Source organism: Sphingomonas cavernae, assembly GCF_003590775.1.
Lineage (GTDB): Bacteria > Pseudomonadota > Alphaproteobacteria > Sphingomonadales > Sphingomonadaceae > Sphingobium_A > Sphingobium_A cavernae.
In genome coordinates, this window is record NZ_QYUM01000004.1 from 644,280 (window position 1) to 658,932 (window position 14,653).

The window sequence follows — 14,653 nt, forward strand, 5'->3', positions numbered from 1 at the left end:
GCGCGCTGGCTTCCTCCCAGGCTCTCTCGACGGACTCGCCTGAACGTCTCGTTTAGAGCGTGCTACGTATAGGCAGACGGTTTGCAATCGGCCGATCCGTCTCGCAGTCCTACCCTGAATGACCGTCGGCTTTGGCGGCGAGAATATGCGCCCGGCATGGCCGGCATTGTGGGCGCTAACCGCCATTAGCGCGACGTCGCTTCCAACGTCCGCTATTTCACCGACCGAAAGCAACCGATGTCCGAAATATGACCACAAATTTCGGACATCGGTTGCTCTTTGTCCGAAAAACATATACAAATTTCGGACAAATGAACGAGTCGACCGACCTGAAGAGCCGCGTCCTCGAGCGGATCGCCGCCGGTGCGCCACGAAGCGTATGGACGGCGGCGGACTTTCTCGACCTCGCCACGCGCGCCGCCGTCGACAAGGTGCTCCAGCGTTTTGTCGCGGCCAGCACGCTCCGCCGACTCGACAGAGGCCTATACGACAAGCCGGCCTTCAACCGCCTCACCAAGGCGCCCAATCCCCCCGATCCACGCCAAGTGGTCGAGGCGATCACCCGCCGCGACCAGATTCGGGTTCTGGTCGACGGCATGACCGCCGCCAACGATCTTGGTCTCACCAATGCGGTTCCAGCAAAGATCGTCGTCCACACCGACGCCCGACTGAAGCCGGTCCATCTCGGCAATCTCGACATCAGCTTCCGGCCTACGGCCGCCAGCAAGCTCTTTTGGGCTGGTCGCCCGGCGATGCGAATCGTGCAGGCGCTTCACTGGCTGCGCGACGCCACGACAGACGTCGAGGAGAACCAAGTCATCCGCTACAGGCTCCAGCAGCTTCTCCGGCGCGAGCCGGACGGCGCACGGCTGCGCAAGGACCTGCGCGACGGAATGTCGACATTGCCGGCCTGGATGCAGGACTATCTGAGAAGCATCCTCACCGACGAGCCCAAAGCCGCATGAATCTGAACTATGATGTGATCCTGTCCGCCGATCAGGACACGCGGGCGGGTCTCTTCACCGCGACCGCGCTGCGCCTCGGCACAACTCCGCAAAATGCCGAAAAGGACTTCTGGGTCTGCTGGACGCTGGACTCGCTCTTCAACGGCCTTCCGGACGGGCCAAGGCTGCTGTTCAAGGGTGGCACCTCGCTATCCAAGGGCTTCGGGCTGATCCGTCGCTTCTCTGAAGATATCGATGTCACGGTGTTCCGCGACGACCTCGGCAAAGCCGCGAGCGTCGAGAGCTGCAGGCGCTGAGTCGCAAGAAGCGCGACGCCGCACTCGACGCGATCAAGGCGGCGTGCGAAGCCTATATCAACGGGCCGCTTCTGGAGCAGCTGTCCTCGATCGCCGCCGCCACCGCTGAACGGACCGGCTTGCCCGCCGACCGATTCCGCATCGCGCCGCACGACGCAGACAGCCAGACGCTGCTGGTTCATTATCCAACCGCGACGCCCACCGACGGCTATATCGACAAAGCGTGAAGATCGAGTCCGGCGCCAAATCCGCACTCGATCCCAATGCGGTCCACAGCATCCGCCCCTATGTTGACGAAGACGCTCCCGATCTGGACCTGATCGTTCCGAACGTCACGATCGTCGATGCGGAGCGCACCTTCTGGGACAAGGTCGTGATCCTGCACGGGTTGCGCCGTTGGTTCGATATCCGCGGTGAGCTGCGCGGCAACGGGCACCGCGTGTCCCGTCATTATTACGACGTTCACATGCTCCTGGCATCCGCCGCTGGCGAGAAGGCTTTGACCAACCCAGCGCTGGGTGCCGACTGCGTCGCGCACGCGCGCATGTTCTTCAACAGGCCCGACTTCGACCTTGCGTCTGCGGAAGCCCCCAGCTTCGCACTGTGCCCCGAGGGCGTCATATATGATGATCTCCGGCGCGACTACGCAGCCATGAGTGCCATGATCTTCGGCGCCGCGCCCGATTTCGACGCGGTGATCGAAAGTGTCGCAATGTTGCAGTCGAGGCTAAATGCCGAACACGTGCAAGACCGGGACACACGGCTGACAGAGGACGGCTGATCCGCGAGAGATCCCTGGGGCCGCCCGGAGGCGGTTGGCTCGCCGAGCTTGTCAGCAGCATCCTTCGACCACCTCACGAAATACTCGGCCCACTGCGCTGCCGTCCGATCGTCCAGCTTATGCGGTGGGTTCAACGGGTGGTCGCAACACTTCAGTTTTTAACGAGATGGAGTGGAGCGATGAAGCAGCGACGGCGGATTTACTACTCGGCGGAACAGCGGGCCGAAATCTGGGATCGCTGGCGGCGCGGTGAGTCGATGAGTTCGATCGGACGGCGGTTCGAGCGGGAGTCTTCGTCGATCTTCTCGGTGCTGTCGCCATCCGGCGGCATCCGTCCACCGGAACGAAAACGCCCCAGCCAGGCGTTGCGACTGAGCGAGCGCGAGGAGATTTCCAGAGGGCTCGGAGTAGGCTTGTCGCTGCGGACCATTGCTATCCGGCTTGGTCGAGCGCCCTCGACCATCAGCCGGGAGGTCGGCCGCAACGGGGGCACGGAATGCTACCGGGCCGTGGCATCGGATCAGGCGGCATGGGATCGTGCGCGACGCCCGAAGCCATGCAAGCTGGCTTGCCATGCCTCCCTGCGCCGAACAGTATCAGCCAAACTGTGCCGCAAGTGGTCGCCAGAGCAGATCGCAGGCTGGCTCAAACGCAGGTTTCCGGACGAAGAGCAGCATCGGGTGTCACACGAAACGATCTACAAAAGCCTGTTCATTCAAGCCCGTGGTGTCCTGAAGAAGGAGCTTCTTGAGTATCTCAGGGCCAAACGCACGATCCGCCGTTCGCGCCATGCCAGTCTGAAACGGGACGGGCTTGGCCAGGTAAAGAACGCCATATCGATCAGTGACCGGCCGGCGTCGGTCGAAGATCGCGCCGTGCCCGGACATTGGGAAGGCGATCTGCTTGCTGGATCACGCAATAGCTACATCGCCACGCTCGTCGAGCGCCAGTCGCGCTATGTGATCCTGGTCAAGGTTGCGAATAAAGACACCGGCAGTGTCGTCTCGGCCTTGATCAAACAGGCACGCAAATTACCGCGCGAGCTATATCAATCATTGACCTGGGACCGTGGCAAGGAGCTTGCCGACCATCAGCGCTTCACCCTGGCCACCGACGTCGACGTGTATTTTTGCGATCCGAGAAGCCCATGGCAGCGCGGCACCAACGAAAACACCAACCGCCTGCTGCGTCAGTATCTGCCCAAGGGTACGGATCTATCCATCTTCAGCCAGGCCAAGCTGAGCGCCGTGGCGCGTCAGCTCAACGAAAGACCGAGAAAGACATTGCTCTTTAAGACGCCGGCTGAAAAGTTCGAGGAGTGTGTTGCGCTGACCCGTTGAACCCACCGCCCTCACCGCGCATGATACCCGAGACGTTCTTACCGAGATGCCGATCGAGCACCGGTCTCCAGGGTACAAGCGTGAACTCCCTCGACTTCTCGATCAGCGCGACGCGCCCGCCCATGGTATCAACGGGCCGGCGATAGATGCCGTTGATGTGGTCGCCGTCCGATGCCTCGGTAAACGCCATGCCCAACTCGCGCGAGAGTTGGGTGGCCGTTCGCAACAGATCACGGCGCCGGAGCGCGTCAATCATGTCCGCGCGATATGCGGTCTGCCCGCCCATTTCCTCGGCCAGCCCTTGGGCGATCAGCCACTGGCGCCGCCGCGCCTGCGCGTCTCGCGCATCAGCCCCGAATCCAGCATCGCGCAAGGGGACCGGATCGGCGGCGACTAACTCACGGTCGAGCCAGGTCGCGGCGTCGGCCTCGATGAGCTTGGCCAGCGGCTGCGACGACAGCGCCTCGACCATCACCGGCCGGTCCGCCGCCCGCGCAGCCTCATAGGCGACCGCGCGCTCGAGATGATCGGGTGCGATGATCCAGGTACCATCGGCCTCGCGTGTCACCCCGCTGGTCAGCCGACGCATGGCCTCCAGCCGGCGGACATGGGTCTCGGCAAAGGCTTCGGTGGCCGCCGCGTCATATTCGAGATGCGCGTCGATATCGTAGCGCCCGCCATTGGCGGCGGCGACAGCGGCGACGGTGTGATCGGCTTCGCGCACGCCCGTCGCGACCGGGGCGATCCGTACGAACGCGCCACCCGTGAACGTGTCGACATTCTCGCCCCCGATCTCGACATAATGCGTGCGCCCATCGGTCGCCTCGACGAGCAGATAATGGCGATCGTTGAGCTCGTCAGACAGGCCCCGTTCGATCACACGGCCCACCAGTGGCCTCGTGCCCGGCGCAGCGGGGTCATAGATCGCCTGGTCGGCGAGTGCCGGCGCAAGGCAGGCGATCGTGAACACGGTTTCGCGCTGGCGCTGCGGCGATTGCGGCAGGACCGAAGAAATGGCAAGCGCAGCCGAAGCGCCGCAAATGCCTACCAATCCCGCGGAAAGAACCGATCTCGCCGTGGAAAGGCCGAACAGGCGCGCCAGCGCGGCCCCGCCCAGCACCGTGACCGCCACCGCGCCAACCGCGATCAGGGCGACCGTCCAGCCAAGCCCGGACACCTGCTCAAAGGAAAGCCGGACGCCGATCAGCGCGACGCCGGCACGCAAAAGCGAGCGCGCGCCCATATCGACGCCCGCCGCGCCCCATTCATGCAACTTCCAGCGGCGCGCCAGCATCCCGGCGATCAGCGCCGCGAGCACGGCGGGGATTGCCGCAACGCGCATCATGCCGATCGCCGCTAGCGAAATCGCCACGCATATTGCCACGCCCGCCACGAGTTCGGGCAATCGCCCACGACCGATGGCCCGGGAGCCAACGATGCGTGCCGCCGGGCCGGTCATTCCGCGAACGGCCGCTGCTTCGTCCGATTCACGACCATGCGATCGTGCAACTTGCGGATGATGCCGCTGCCCGTGCGTACGCAAAGCGCGGGGATGATCGCATGCACCAAGCAGGCGAGCGATCCGACGAACATCGTCGCGGAAAAGCGGACCGATTCACCGAAATGCTGGAAATAGGATTCCCCGACATCGGCGGGATGATCCGTGAACAGTTTCTGCAGCATCGTTTTGCTCCTCTCTCGCGTTACCGATTTTGCGACGGCTCCCGCAGAAAAGGCTTTCCTTCTTGCTGCAATAATCGACATTCAGGATGATAATTTTCTTCAACAACTGCATTTGAGAGGAAATTTAGTGCTCGATTCGTTTGATCGAAAGATTCTGACGGCAATCCACTCAAATGCCACACTGTCGCTCGCCGCGCTGTCGGAAATGACGGGACTTTCGCAGTCCCCCTGCTGGGCTTGGCGTCACCGTCTTCGTCAGCGTCCGGACAAGCCAGCATGACGAGCAATGGCTGAGCGATTTCGCGAGGGCGGTTTCCGATATCCCTGAAGTGGTCGAGTTTTATCGCATGAGCGGAGAGGTCGACTATCTGCTCAAGATCGTCTGCGCGGACATTGCGGACTATGACCGAATCTACCGCAAGCTCATTCGCAGCGCGAAACTGTCCGACGTGAGCTCGTCATTCGCGATGGAGCAGATCAAATATACGACTGCGCTACCCTTATAAGGGGGCCACGCGGGCCTTCCGGCATCTTGCGCGCCCGGGGCTGCGAACAGCGAATATGTCGGTTGCCATTGGCTTTCGGACGGCCGTCAAATTCCACCCGGCGCCGCGCCCGCTTAATCATCGATCCACCAGGAACGGCGTTCGATCGGGGAACTGCGATGCATATATCGGCGCCCACACCCTGTTCCACCATCTCGTCATTTCGGACGGTGTTTTCCATGGTTTCCGGGTCGACGTGGGGCTGTTTGATGTCAAGCGCGTTGAGGTGCTGCGGGGGCCGCAGGGCACACTCTATGGTGCGAGCACTATGGGGAGGGCTGGTCAAATATGTCAGCAGGCAACCCGACCTCGCGAACTTCGGTGGCACCGCGCAGGCGCGCCTGCGCTCGAGCACTGGCAGTATGACAGCTTCGTCACGCGCTTCGAGGACAAGTCGGTCGAACGCGCCTATGTCACCTTCGGCCTCAACGCCGACGGCAAGGTCGAACGCGTGACGATGAAGGCCGTCTCGCCATTGGCCGACTTCAGCTACGATTATCAGGACCTGATGTTCACGCCTGTCGGGGGTGCACAATGAAGCGCCCTCGATGATCCTTCCATCTGGCGGACGCTCCGTCTGAGGCGAATGCGCAGCATGAACGCAGCGCCTCCCGGATCAAAGGTTAGGGCTTGTGTCATGATTTGTGACCATTTTTTCGATTGACGCCTTCAGCAGAACACATTTAAGGCTTGGAAAGTCGCAGAATTCTGCAGCTTTGGGGGCTGTGCCGGTTTAGCTCAGTTGGTAGTGCAGCGGTTTTGTAAACCGAAGGTCGGGGGTTCGAATCCCTCATCCGGCACCACCCCGAATCCTCATGATTCGGCGCCCTAAGCTTTGACCACGAAAAATATTCGCAGCGCGAAGCTTCGATCAATGCCTTCCAGAAAGGCGCAACATTACCGAACCGTGCGCCGGGACCGCGAAATCGAGCATATTTGTGTCGACGTCGGTGCCCCTCCAAAGGTCACGCCCGCCGAGCAGCGAGCGAAATCCGGCATCACCCGGCGCGACGGAAATGCTGCGCCCGGTCGTCCCACGGTTGAACAATGCGACCGCGACCGAACCATCCGAAAGCGGTTTCGCCCAGATTTCGGCATCGCCATCCTTACTCACCACTCTGCCCTGGGCGCCTTTGACATCCTGATCGACCGCGATGACCTCGCGGCGCGACAATATCGCCCTGGTCGCTTCATCCATGGTCCGCAGGTCGTGCCCCATCAGCAGCGGTGCCGCCGACATCGCCCAGAGCGTCATATGCGTCCGGTATTCGGTTTCGGTCATGCCGCCATTGCCCACTTCGAGCATGTCGGGATCGTTCCAGCCGCCGGGGCCGGCGTTGCCAAATTTTGGATTACGGTCGAACCCGATATCGGACATTTTCGCGAAATCGTCGGTGATGTCGCCCGTCGTTCGCCAGAGATGGCCGCCGACGTCCCGGCCCCATTCCGACACCTCAACGCGGCCATATTGACACAGGCTGTAGACGATATCGCGTCCCGTAGCCTTCAGCGCCGCGCCCATCTGCTGATAGGCGCGCTGCACCTCGTCACGGCTCGAATAGAACCATTCGCCCGAGCACAGATCATATTTCAGATAGTCCATGCCCCATTCGGCGAAGGTCCTGGCGTCCTGCTCGACATGGCCATAGCTGCCGATATAGCCCGCGCACGTCATCGGTCCCGGCGAGCTGTAGATGCCGATCTTGAGGCCGCGCGCATGCACATAATCGGCAAGCGCCTTCATATCGGGAAATTTCTCGTTGGGCCGGATCGCGCCGTCCGGGCCCCGCGTCCCCTGCCAGCCATCGTCGATGTTGACATAGACATAGCCCGCATCCCGAAGCCCCGAGGAGACCATGGCATCCGCGATTTCACGGACCGTCTTGTCATCAATCCGTTCAGCGAACTTGTTCCAGCTACTCCAGCCCATGGGCGGTGTTGCAGCGAGGCCGTCGGCCGCCACGGGCGCCAGCGGCGGCAACTGGACAGGCTTGAAACGGCGGGCTTTCGCTTCGCCTTTTGTGCCGCGCCGCCCGGTCTGTTCGACATGCGCATACCAGATGTCACCCGTGAGCGTGACGCGGCCGTCGCTGACGGTCGCGGTCCAGCGCCGGGTCGGATTGGCCTTGTCGTTGAGATTGCGCATGTCGAACGCGATCGTGTCGCCGCGGCGCTCGATGTTCTGCATTTCCATGGCGCCGTACCAGCGCGTGGTGAGGATGCCCGAGAGCTTCCGGTTGCGTTGCGTCAACTCCATCATTTGCACGCCGGGATAGGACAGGCTGGTGTCGAAAACCCAGATGCCGGCGGTAGCGTCCTTCGCCTGTGCGGGCTGGAAGGCGACAAGCGCGAGCGCAGCAAACAGGGACAGGAGACGTAAAAGCATAAGAAGGGGCTCCCTGATCAGAAAGAAGGGGATCGTCATTGGTGTTCCGTTTTCGGGTCGTCGCACGCGGCGGCCGCGTCGCGCACCGATCCGCGGACGATCGCGGTGGCGCGAGGTGCCAGAACCTCCCACTCCTGCACCGCGACGGCCGCATGGCGGCCATTTGCGGAAGAGGCGTCGAAGACCGCGCGAATGCACCGCGTGGTGACCGGGCCGAAACGGGTTTCCGCGAATTTGCCGGGGATCGTGCCATAAGCGCTTGCGCGCGGAACGGGCTTCCAGCGGCCGTCTGCCCAATAAAGGATCCGCCAGCGCGCGGGCGGCGCCACACCTTCGCCCGATCCGGTGGGATGGTCGCTCCAGAAATGGATCCGCGAACCATTCAGCGTCACAGGCTTGTCCCAACGATATTCGATCCATTGCCGGGGCGGATTGGCGGTTGTCCGGCTCCAGCTTCCCCACATGTCCGGAGGCAGCGGATTGGCCCGAACGATGCCGTCGTTGAGCGACTTGATCCAATATTGCACCGGTACCGGCATGTTGGAGGCGAAGGCGGACCCCATCGGTGCGACATTGCGCTGCGGCCCCGGCGCAGGAACGGGCGCGCGCGTCGGGAGAAGCTTGCGGATGCGCGCGGGCGTGACGCTGTCATCCCATTCCAGACGGTCGATCGCGACGCTGCGACGGAAATGTCCGCCACCCCGCGCGTCCGCATTATGGTAGGCAAGATACCATTGGCCTTTATATTCGACCGCGCCTGCATGTGAGGTCGTCGAGGATACCGGGTCGAGGATCACGCCACGATAGGTCCAGGGACCGAGCGGCGACGGCGCGGTGCCATAGGCGATGCACGCGTGATAGAGCGTCGGGGTGCAGTCCGAATCCGGCCCGGCCCGGTTGCCGGCGTAAAGCATGTAATAGACGCCCTTGCGCTTCATGAACCAGGGCGCCTCGAAGAAGCCGTCGAGGCTTTCGACCGAGATGACGCTGCCCTTGGGCGTGATCATGTCGGATGCGAGCTCGACGCCCCTGAGCCGACCGAAAGTACCCCAATAGAGATAGACGCGACCGTCGTCGTCAACGAGCACCGTCGGATCGATATTCTGGATGGTGTTGGGAACGGGCAGCTTTTGCGAGACGATCGGGCCCGACGGATGCGCATCCCTCCACGGCCCGCGCGGGTCGTCCGCCACCGCGACACCGATCGCGAAGCGGTCGCGGGCGTCGCTTTTGGCCTCGAGCACCGGTGCATAAAAATAAATGCGGCCGTCGCCACCCCTGATCATCTGCCCCGCATAGGCGCGTCCCGGTTCGGCCCAGGCGAAGACGTTTTCGGGCCGTGCGATCGCGGGATAGTGCACCCAGCGGGCCGAAGCTGGATCTCGTGTGGCAAGCAACTGCCACTCGTTCATGATGAAATCGTTGACATCGACCGGGGCCTCGTCGCGGCCGGCGAGGATGTAGAGCGTGTCGTCGAGCACCAGTGGTGCCGGGTCAGTCGAATAATAGCTGCCGTCGGACAGGACGGGGTTGGCGGGCGCAACGATCGCGTTGCCGTGCGAAGCCTGCGCTGTCCCCACGACGGGCGTCGCGAGCGCCAGCACGGCAACACCCGAAGCCAACTCTCTCAATCCGTGCCGGATCATCCGGGCACGGACCGGATGATCGCCTGACGGCTTTCGCCATTGAAGGTCAAGCGCCCCCCTTCCCGAATAAAATCGGCAAAACGCTGCCGGTGCGCCCAAGGACGCACCGGCACAGGGAGAGGCTCAGAACTTTGCCGTCAGGCCGACGAAGATCATCCGGCCCAGCGGGTCGTAGACGCCCGGATAGGTGTTGCCGTTGCCAAAGGAGCTGAGCAGCCCCTGTGCAATCGCCGGCGGATCTTTGTCGAAGATGTTGTTGACGCCGGCGCGCAGCGTGAAGTTCTCGATCACGTCCACCGTCGCGGCCAGATCGAAGTAGCTGTACGCACCGATCTTGCTGTTGATGACGAACGGCGTACCCGCCAGATACTCGTTGTCGGTGTTGCTGGAGAGCTTGGTCGAGCCGAAATAGCGCCAATTGAGCGACAGCGACGCGTTCGACCAGGGCATCTGCCACGTCGTGCGGAACTGGTGGCGCCAGGTCGGCGTCGGCTGGCCGCAGGTGGGGCCGAACAGGCCCGCGCAATCATAGGTGCCGAGCCCCGGAAGCGGCTGGACCACATGCTTGTCGAGCCAGGTGCCGACGAGCTCGAAGTTGAGCTTGCCGCCTTCGTTCAACCCTAGCGTGTCGAGATCGAAGGCATAGCTCGCGTTCACGTCGACGCCCGAGGTCTTGAGATAGCCGGTGTTGAGCGTGGTCGCGACGATATAGCCGTCGGTGCCGAAGATGACGCCCGTAGTCGGATCGCGGTGGAACAGGTCGCAGAAGAACGGATTGCCCGTCTGGACACACTGGTTGATCGTCAGGAACGGATCGACCGTGCCGATATAGTTGTTCACCTTGATGTTGTAGTAATCGAGCGAGAACGACAGGTTCGGGATCGCCCGCGGCGTCAGGATCACACCCGCGGTATAGGTGTCGGCTTCCTCGGGCTTGAGCAGCGGGTTGCCGCCGCCCTGCGTCACGCAGGTTTCGGCCGGGCATTCGGGAATGCGACCGTACTGCGCCTGGGTGACGCCGGTAAGCGCACAGCGATCGAACGAGGCGGTCGGGGTCGGGCCCGAGCAAGGATCCTGCCCCTGGACGTTGCCAAGCCCGCGCGACGCGAACAGCTCGCTGACGTTTGGCGCGCGGATCGCGTGGTTATAGCTTGCCCGGAAGCGGACGTCGCGCGACGGCGCATAATCGAGTTCGGCCTTGTACGTGGTCGCGCCATAGCTCGTCACGGTGCCGTCGAGGCTGTCATTGGTATAGTCCGAATAACGCAGGCCCGCATTGATGCTGAGCGAATGCGCGAACGGCATATCGGACAGGATCGGCAGCTCGAGTTCGCCGTAGATCTCGCGGACCTTGATCTTGCCCTTGGATTCGAGCGTGCCCTTTTGCTGCGCCAGCTCGTCGGCCCGGAAGTCGAGCGTTTCGATGCGCTGCTCGACGCCGATTGCGAAGCCCACCGCCTGCAACGCCCAGGGACTCTGGACACCATAGGCGCTCAGCTCGCCGCTCACGTTCGCGCTCAGCACGGTCAGCTTCTGCTCGCCTCGCGTGAAGGTGGGCGCGTAGATATAGTCGTAGACCGCGGGATCGATATTGCCAAAGCCGAAGACGTCCATCGGGACGCAGTCGGGATCGGTGCCATCAATCACCGATTTGCAGGTTGCGACGCCGTTGACGTTAACCACCTGGAGCGCGTTCTTCGCCTTGGCCGGCGAAATGTCGTTCTGATAGTTCTCGTTGAAGATCATGATCGAGCGCAGCGCGCCAACATCATAGCTGATCCCCGGCGCGATCTCACCGCGGACGCCGCCCTGGAAACGGTAGTCGGTGTGGCGCAGGTCGTCGCGTCGCGGCGCGCTGCCATCACCGGTCATGCGATAGCCGATAAAGGTGTCGCGGCTCGTGTCGGTGCCGGCTGCAGCCCCACAGAGCAGACCCGCCTGCTGCGCGCTCATGAAGGGATTGTCGCAGTTGATCGAATAGACCTGACCCTGGAAGAGCGCCGAGGGCGCCGCCTGGGAGAAGGTGTGATCGTCCATGAACATGAAGCTGCCGTACAGCTCCGCTGCCTTGGACAGCTCGTAGTGCGCGAAGGCCCCCGCGGTATAGCGGCGGTCCGAACGCTGCATATAGTTGGTCGGCGCGTAGTTGTAGCGGAACGAGCTGTTGTAGGGCACCCAGGTCTTCGCGCCGTCCTTGGTGTTGTTATAGGTCACCGGCGCGCCCGTGGTCGGATCGGCCAGCACCGTGAACAGGCCATATTCGTTGTTGCTCGAACCGCCGCAGACGAAGCCGGTCCTGTCCGCATTGGGATCCAGCGCGCAAGCCGAATAGTCGCGCGATCCCTGGAGGATCGGGTTGACGCGGCGATAGCCGCCATAGACGGTGATGTTGCCACGATCGTCTGCGAAGTTGGTGCCCGCCGCGAAGTTCACGTCGAACTTCTCGCCATCGGTCACTGAGCTCGGCGCCGTCTGATAGCCATTGCTGCGGACCAGATCGCGCAGCGACTTGTTGTCGTTGTTGTGCTGGTAAAAGCTGAACTGCGCATCGGCGCGGACGCCCTCCAGATTCTTGCGCAGGATGAAGTTGACGACGCCCGAGATAGCGTCGGAGCCGTAGACCGCCGACGCGCCGCCCGTCACGACATCGACGCGCTCGACCAGCGAAGACGGCACGAAGTTCACGTCGATCGCCTGGGTCGGCAGCATGCGCTGACCGTCGATCAGCACGAGCACGCGGTTCGAACCGAGGTCGCGCAGGTTGATGTTGGCAGTGCCGTCCGAGCCGTTGGAGACGTTCTCGTTGGCGTCGGGGGTGAATTGCGGGAGCTTGTTGAGCACGCTCTCGACCGTGGTCGCGCCCTGGTAGCGGAACTCGGCGTCGCTCACGACGGTGATCGGGCTGTTGCTCTCCAGATTGGGACGGCGGATGCGCGTTCCGGTGACGACGATGGCGTCGCCTTCCGACGCCGCCGCGTCCTCGGCGGGCGCGGCGTCCTGCGCGAATGCCGGTGGCGCGAGCAATGCAATGGCGATTGCGGCGGCGCTGCTCCCCAGGCCGCTGCGGTGGATTCTGATCATCGAAGACCTCCCTGTCTTTCTTGCGGCCGTTGTCGACCCGACAGGATGAAACATGTCTGACAAATAGATGTCAAATATTTTATACGATTTTATGATATACGAATGAAAAACCTGATATTCTGCGCCCCTTGGGACAGCGACGGACGCCGCGCGTCGCACCGGTCACCGAATCATGTCCGAGAAAACGCCTGCGGGGCGAAGAATCGCCGATCGTGTCAGCCGGCCGGGCTTGCGCGCCCGTCCGCCAGCCAGGCATCGACGCGGTGCTCGACGATCGAAAGCGGCATGGGACCATCCGCGATCAGCAGATCGTGAAAGGCGCGATTATCGAAGCCTTCACCCAGCGCCGCCTGCGCGCGACGGCGTAGCGCTGTGAAGCGAACTTCGCCGACCTTGTACGCGAGCGCCTGCGCCGGCCACCCGATGTAGCGCTGCGTCTCACCTTTAGCGACGCTCTCGGGGAGTGCCGTGTTTTCGCGCAGGCATCGCTCCGCCGCGTCGGCACTCCAGCCTTTCCAGTGGATGCCGACGTCCATCACCAATCGGCAGGCGCGCCACATCTCGAACGACAGGCGCCCGAAATCGTCATAGGGTGTCTCGTACATCCCCATCTCCACGCCCAGCTTTTCCGAATAGAGCGCCCAGCCTTCGACAAAGGCCGTGATGTCGTCGCGACGGCGAAAGGCCGGCAAGTCCTGCCGCTCCTGGCCCAGAGCGATCTGGAGATGGTGGCCTGGCACACCTTCATGCATCATCCAGGCCGTCAGGCCGAATAGCGGATCGCGGTACGAAGCCCTTCCGACCGCAACGGCACCCGCTACACCCTTTTCCGGATCGCCCAGATAATAGGCGCCCGACGACGCCTCCATCTCGGGCGGCTTCACATAGATGCCCCAGGGAAGCCGCGGCAGCTTCCCGAACCAGCGCGGCAGCGCATAATCGAGCCGCTTCCCGATCGCCGCGGCCTTTTCGATATAGGTCTTGAGATCGGGCGCGTAGAATTTTGGATCGCTGCGTACATAGGCGAGGAATTCAGCAAAGCTGCCGGTGAAGCCCGTCGCGCGCATCGCGGTTTCCATCTCCGCGCGGATGCGCTTCACCTCGGCTTCGCCGAGCGCAAAGATCTGGTCGGGGGTCATGTCGGTCGTGGTCGAGCGTCGCGCCGTATAGGCATAATAGGCCTTGCCGCCGGGCAAGCCCGATGCGCCGAGCGTATTGCGCGCCGCCGGAAGATACTCGCGCTCGAAAAAGACGAGCAGAGTCCCTTGCGCGGGTTTCACGGCTTGCGCGACGACGGCACGGCCCTCGGCGATCAGCGCCGCGCGTCGATCGGCCGGAATGCCGGGCGGCATCGCGGCCAGCGGCTTGAGCAACGGGCTTTCGTCGATCGGTTGCGCAACCGCCATCTTCAGGATGGCGAGCACGCCCTCGGCAGTCGGTCGCGGCTGAGTGAAACCGGTCGCGATTCCGCGGCGCATATTGGCGATCTGCGCATCGTACCAGCCGGGAAGCTCGCCCAGGCGCGCGATCCACGCGCGGGCATCGGCTTCGGTGCGGACCACGGTATTGCCCGCGGCATAATTCGCAGCGTTGAAGAAGCCATCGCCGGCGTCGAACGGAATGCGCTCCTCATCGAAGCGCGCGCCCTCGATCATAATGTCCAGCCGCCAGTCGAGCAGCGTCCGGGTCAGCGCCTGTTCGGGCGTGAGGGCTTGCCCGTCGAGCCCGGCCAGCCTCTTCTCCAGAGCGCGATATGCCGCGTTGCGTGCCTTCACTGCCCTGGGGCTGATATCGGGCCAACCGGTCTCAGCCTCGGCGGGATTGGCAAGCGCCTCATAATCTTTGACGACAGCATCGAGCGTGTCCGCCAGCGCAGGCGCGTGGATGAGACCCGCGGCAAGCGCGAGCGCAAGCGTTGCAGTTCGCACCG

11 protein-coding genes, 1 tRNA gene and 1 pseudogene are annotated in these 14,653 nt (G+C 62.9%); 7 read left to right on the forward strand and 6 right to left on the reverse strand.

The features are described 5' to 3' along the window. The first annotated feature begins 311 nt into the window (after positions 1 to 311). The 4 genes from D3876_RS18405 to D3876_RS18415 all read left to right on the forward strand — a co-directional run bounded on the left by D3876_RS18405 (position 312) and on the right by D3876_RS18415 (position 3,382). The gene (locus D3876_RS18405; protein ID WP_119764987.1) at positions 312 to 965 is read left to right on the forward strand and encodes a DUF6088 family protein; all 654 of its coding nucleotides are present in this window, start codon (positions 312 to 314) and stop codon (positions 963 to 965) included. After that, complete coding sequence (locus tag D3876_RS21270) at positions 962 to 1,261, forward strand: nucleotidyl transferase AbiEii/AbiGii toxin family protein (protein WP_420801951.1); 300 nt, start codon at positions 962 to 964, stop codon at positions 1,259 to 1,261. The genes D3876_RS18405 and D3876_RS21270 overlap by 4 nt, the downstream gene beginning before the upstream one ends. A gap of 223 nt (positions 1,262 to 1,484) precedes the next feature. Further along, positions 1,485 to 2,042 carry a nucleotidyl transferase AbiEii/AbiGii toxin family protein gene (locus tag D3876_RS21275; protein WP_420801979.1) on the forward strand — a complete coding sequence of 186 codons (558 nt, stop codon included), beginning with the start codon at positions 1,485 to 1,487 and terminating at the stop codon, positions 2,040 to 2,042. A 179-nt stretch (positions 2,043 to 2,221) separates the two neighbouring features. Continuing rightward, positions 2,222 to 3,382 carry an IS30 family transposase gene (locus tag D3876_RS18415; RefSeq protein ID WP_119759367.1) on the forward strand — a complete coding sequence of 387 codons (1,161 nt, stop codon included), beginning with the start codon at positions 2,222 to 2,224 and terminating at the stop codon, positions 3,380 to 3,382. Here D3876_RS18415 and D3876_RS18420 read toward each other — a convergent pair. Continuing rightward, positions 3,333 to 4,754: a putative sulfate exporter family transporter gene (locus D3876_RS18420; protein ID WP_238475443.1), complete on the reverse strand. Its 1,422-nt coding sequence runs from the start codon at positions 4,752 to 4,754 to the stop codon at positions 3,333 to 3,335. The two genes, D3876_RS18415 and D3876_RS18420, sit on opposite strands and share 50 nt — an antisense overlap. Before the next feature lie 83 nt (positions 4,755 to 4,837). Continuing rightward, positions 4,838 to 5,065 carry a DUF6356 family protein gene (locus D3876_RS18425; protein ID WP_119764989.1) on the reverse strand — a complete coding sequence of 76 codons (228 nt, stop codon included), beginning with the start codon at positions 5,063 to 5,065 and terminating at the stop codon, positions 4,838 to 4,840. Positions 5,066 to 5,192: 127 nt separating this feature from the next. On the opposite strand from D3876_RS18425, the pseudogene D3876_RS18430 reads away from it, so the two are divergent. The 3 genes and pseudogenes from D3876_RS18430 to D3876_RS18440 all read left to right on the forward strand — a co-directional run bounded on the left by D3876_RS18430 (position 5,193) and on the right by D3876_RS18440 (position 6,413). After that, positions 5,193 to 5,571, forward strand: a pseudogene (locus D3876_RS18430) (Lrp/AsnC family transcriptional regulator). 235 nt (positions 5,572 to 5,806) lie between these two features. Beyond that, positions 5,807 to 6,148, forward strand: coding sequence for a DUF3471 domain-containing protein (locus D3876_RS21150; protein WP_338014346.1), 342 nt, complete (start codon positions 5,807 to 5,809; stop codon positions 6,146 to 6,148). 189 nt (positions 6,149 to 6,337) lie between these two features. Further along, positions 6,338 to 6,413 (forward strand) — tRNA-Thr (locus D3876_RS18440). A gap of 68 nt (positions 6,414 to 6,481) precedes the next feature. On the opposite strand, the gene D3876_RS18445 is transcribed toward D3876_RS18440, so the two are convergent. The 4 genes from D3876_RS18445 to D3876_RS18460 form a co-directional block, all read right to left on the reverse strand. Further along, positions 6,482 to 7,996: a glycoside hydrolase family 27 protein gene (locus D3876_RS18445; protein ID WP_119764993.1), complete on the reverse strand. Its 1,515-nt coding sequence runs from the start codon at positions 7,994 to 7,996 to the stop codon at positions 6,482 to 6,484. Between the two features lie 35 nt (positions 7,997 to 8,031). Next, entirely contained in the window at positions 8,032 to 9,618 is a 1,587-nt protein-coding gene (locus D3876_RS18450) for a family 43 glycosylhydrolase (protein ID WP_238475444.1), read from the reverse strand. Positions 9,619 to 9,765: 147 nt separating this feature from the next. Then, the gene (locus D3876_RS18455; RefSeq protein WP_119764997.1) at positions 9,766 to 12,723 is read right to left on the reverse strand and encodes a TonB-dependent receptor domain-containing protein; all 2,958 of its coding nucleotides are present in this window, start codon (positions 12,721 to 12,723) and stop codon (positions 9,766 to 9,768) included. A 215-nt stretch (positions 12,724 to 12,938) separates the two neighbouring features. Beyond that, positions 12,939 to 14,651, reverse strand: a complete 1,713-nt coding sequence (locus D3876_RS18460; protein ID WP_119764999.1) for a DUF885 domain-containing protein — start codon at positions 14,649 to 14,651, stop codon at positions 12,939 to 12,941. Positions 14,652 to 14,653 lie beyond the last annotated feature (2 nt).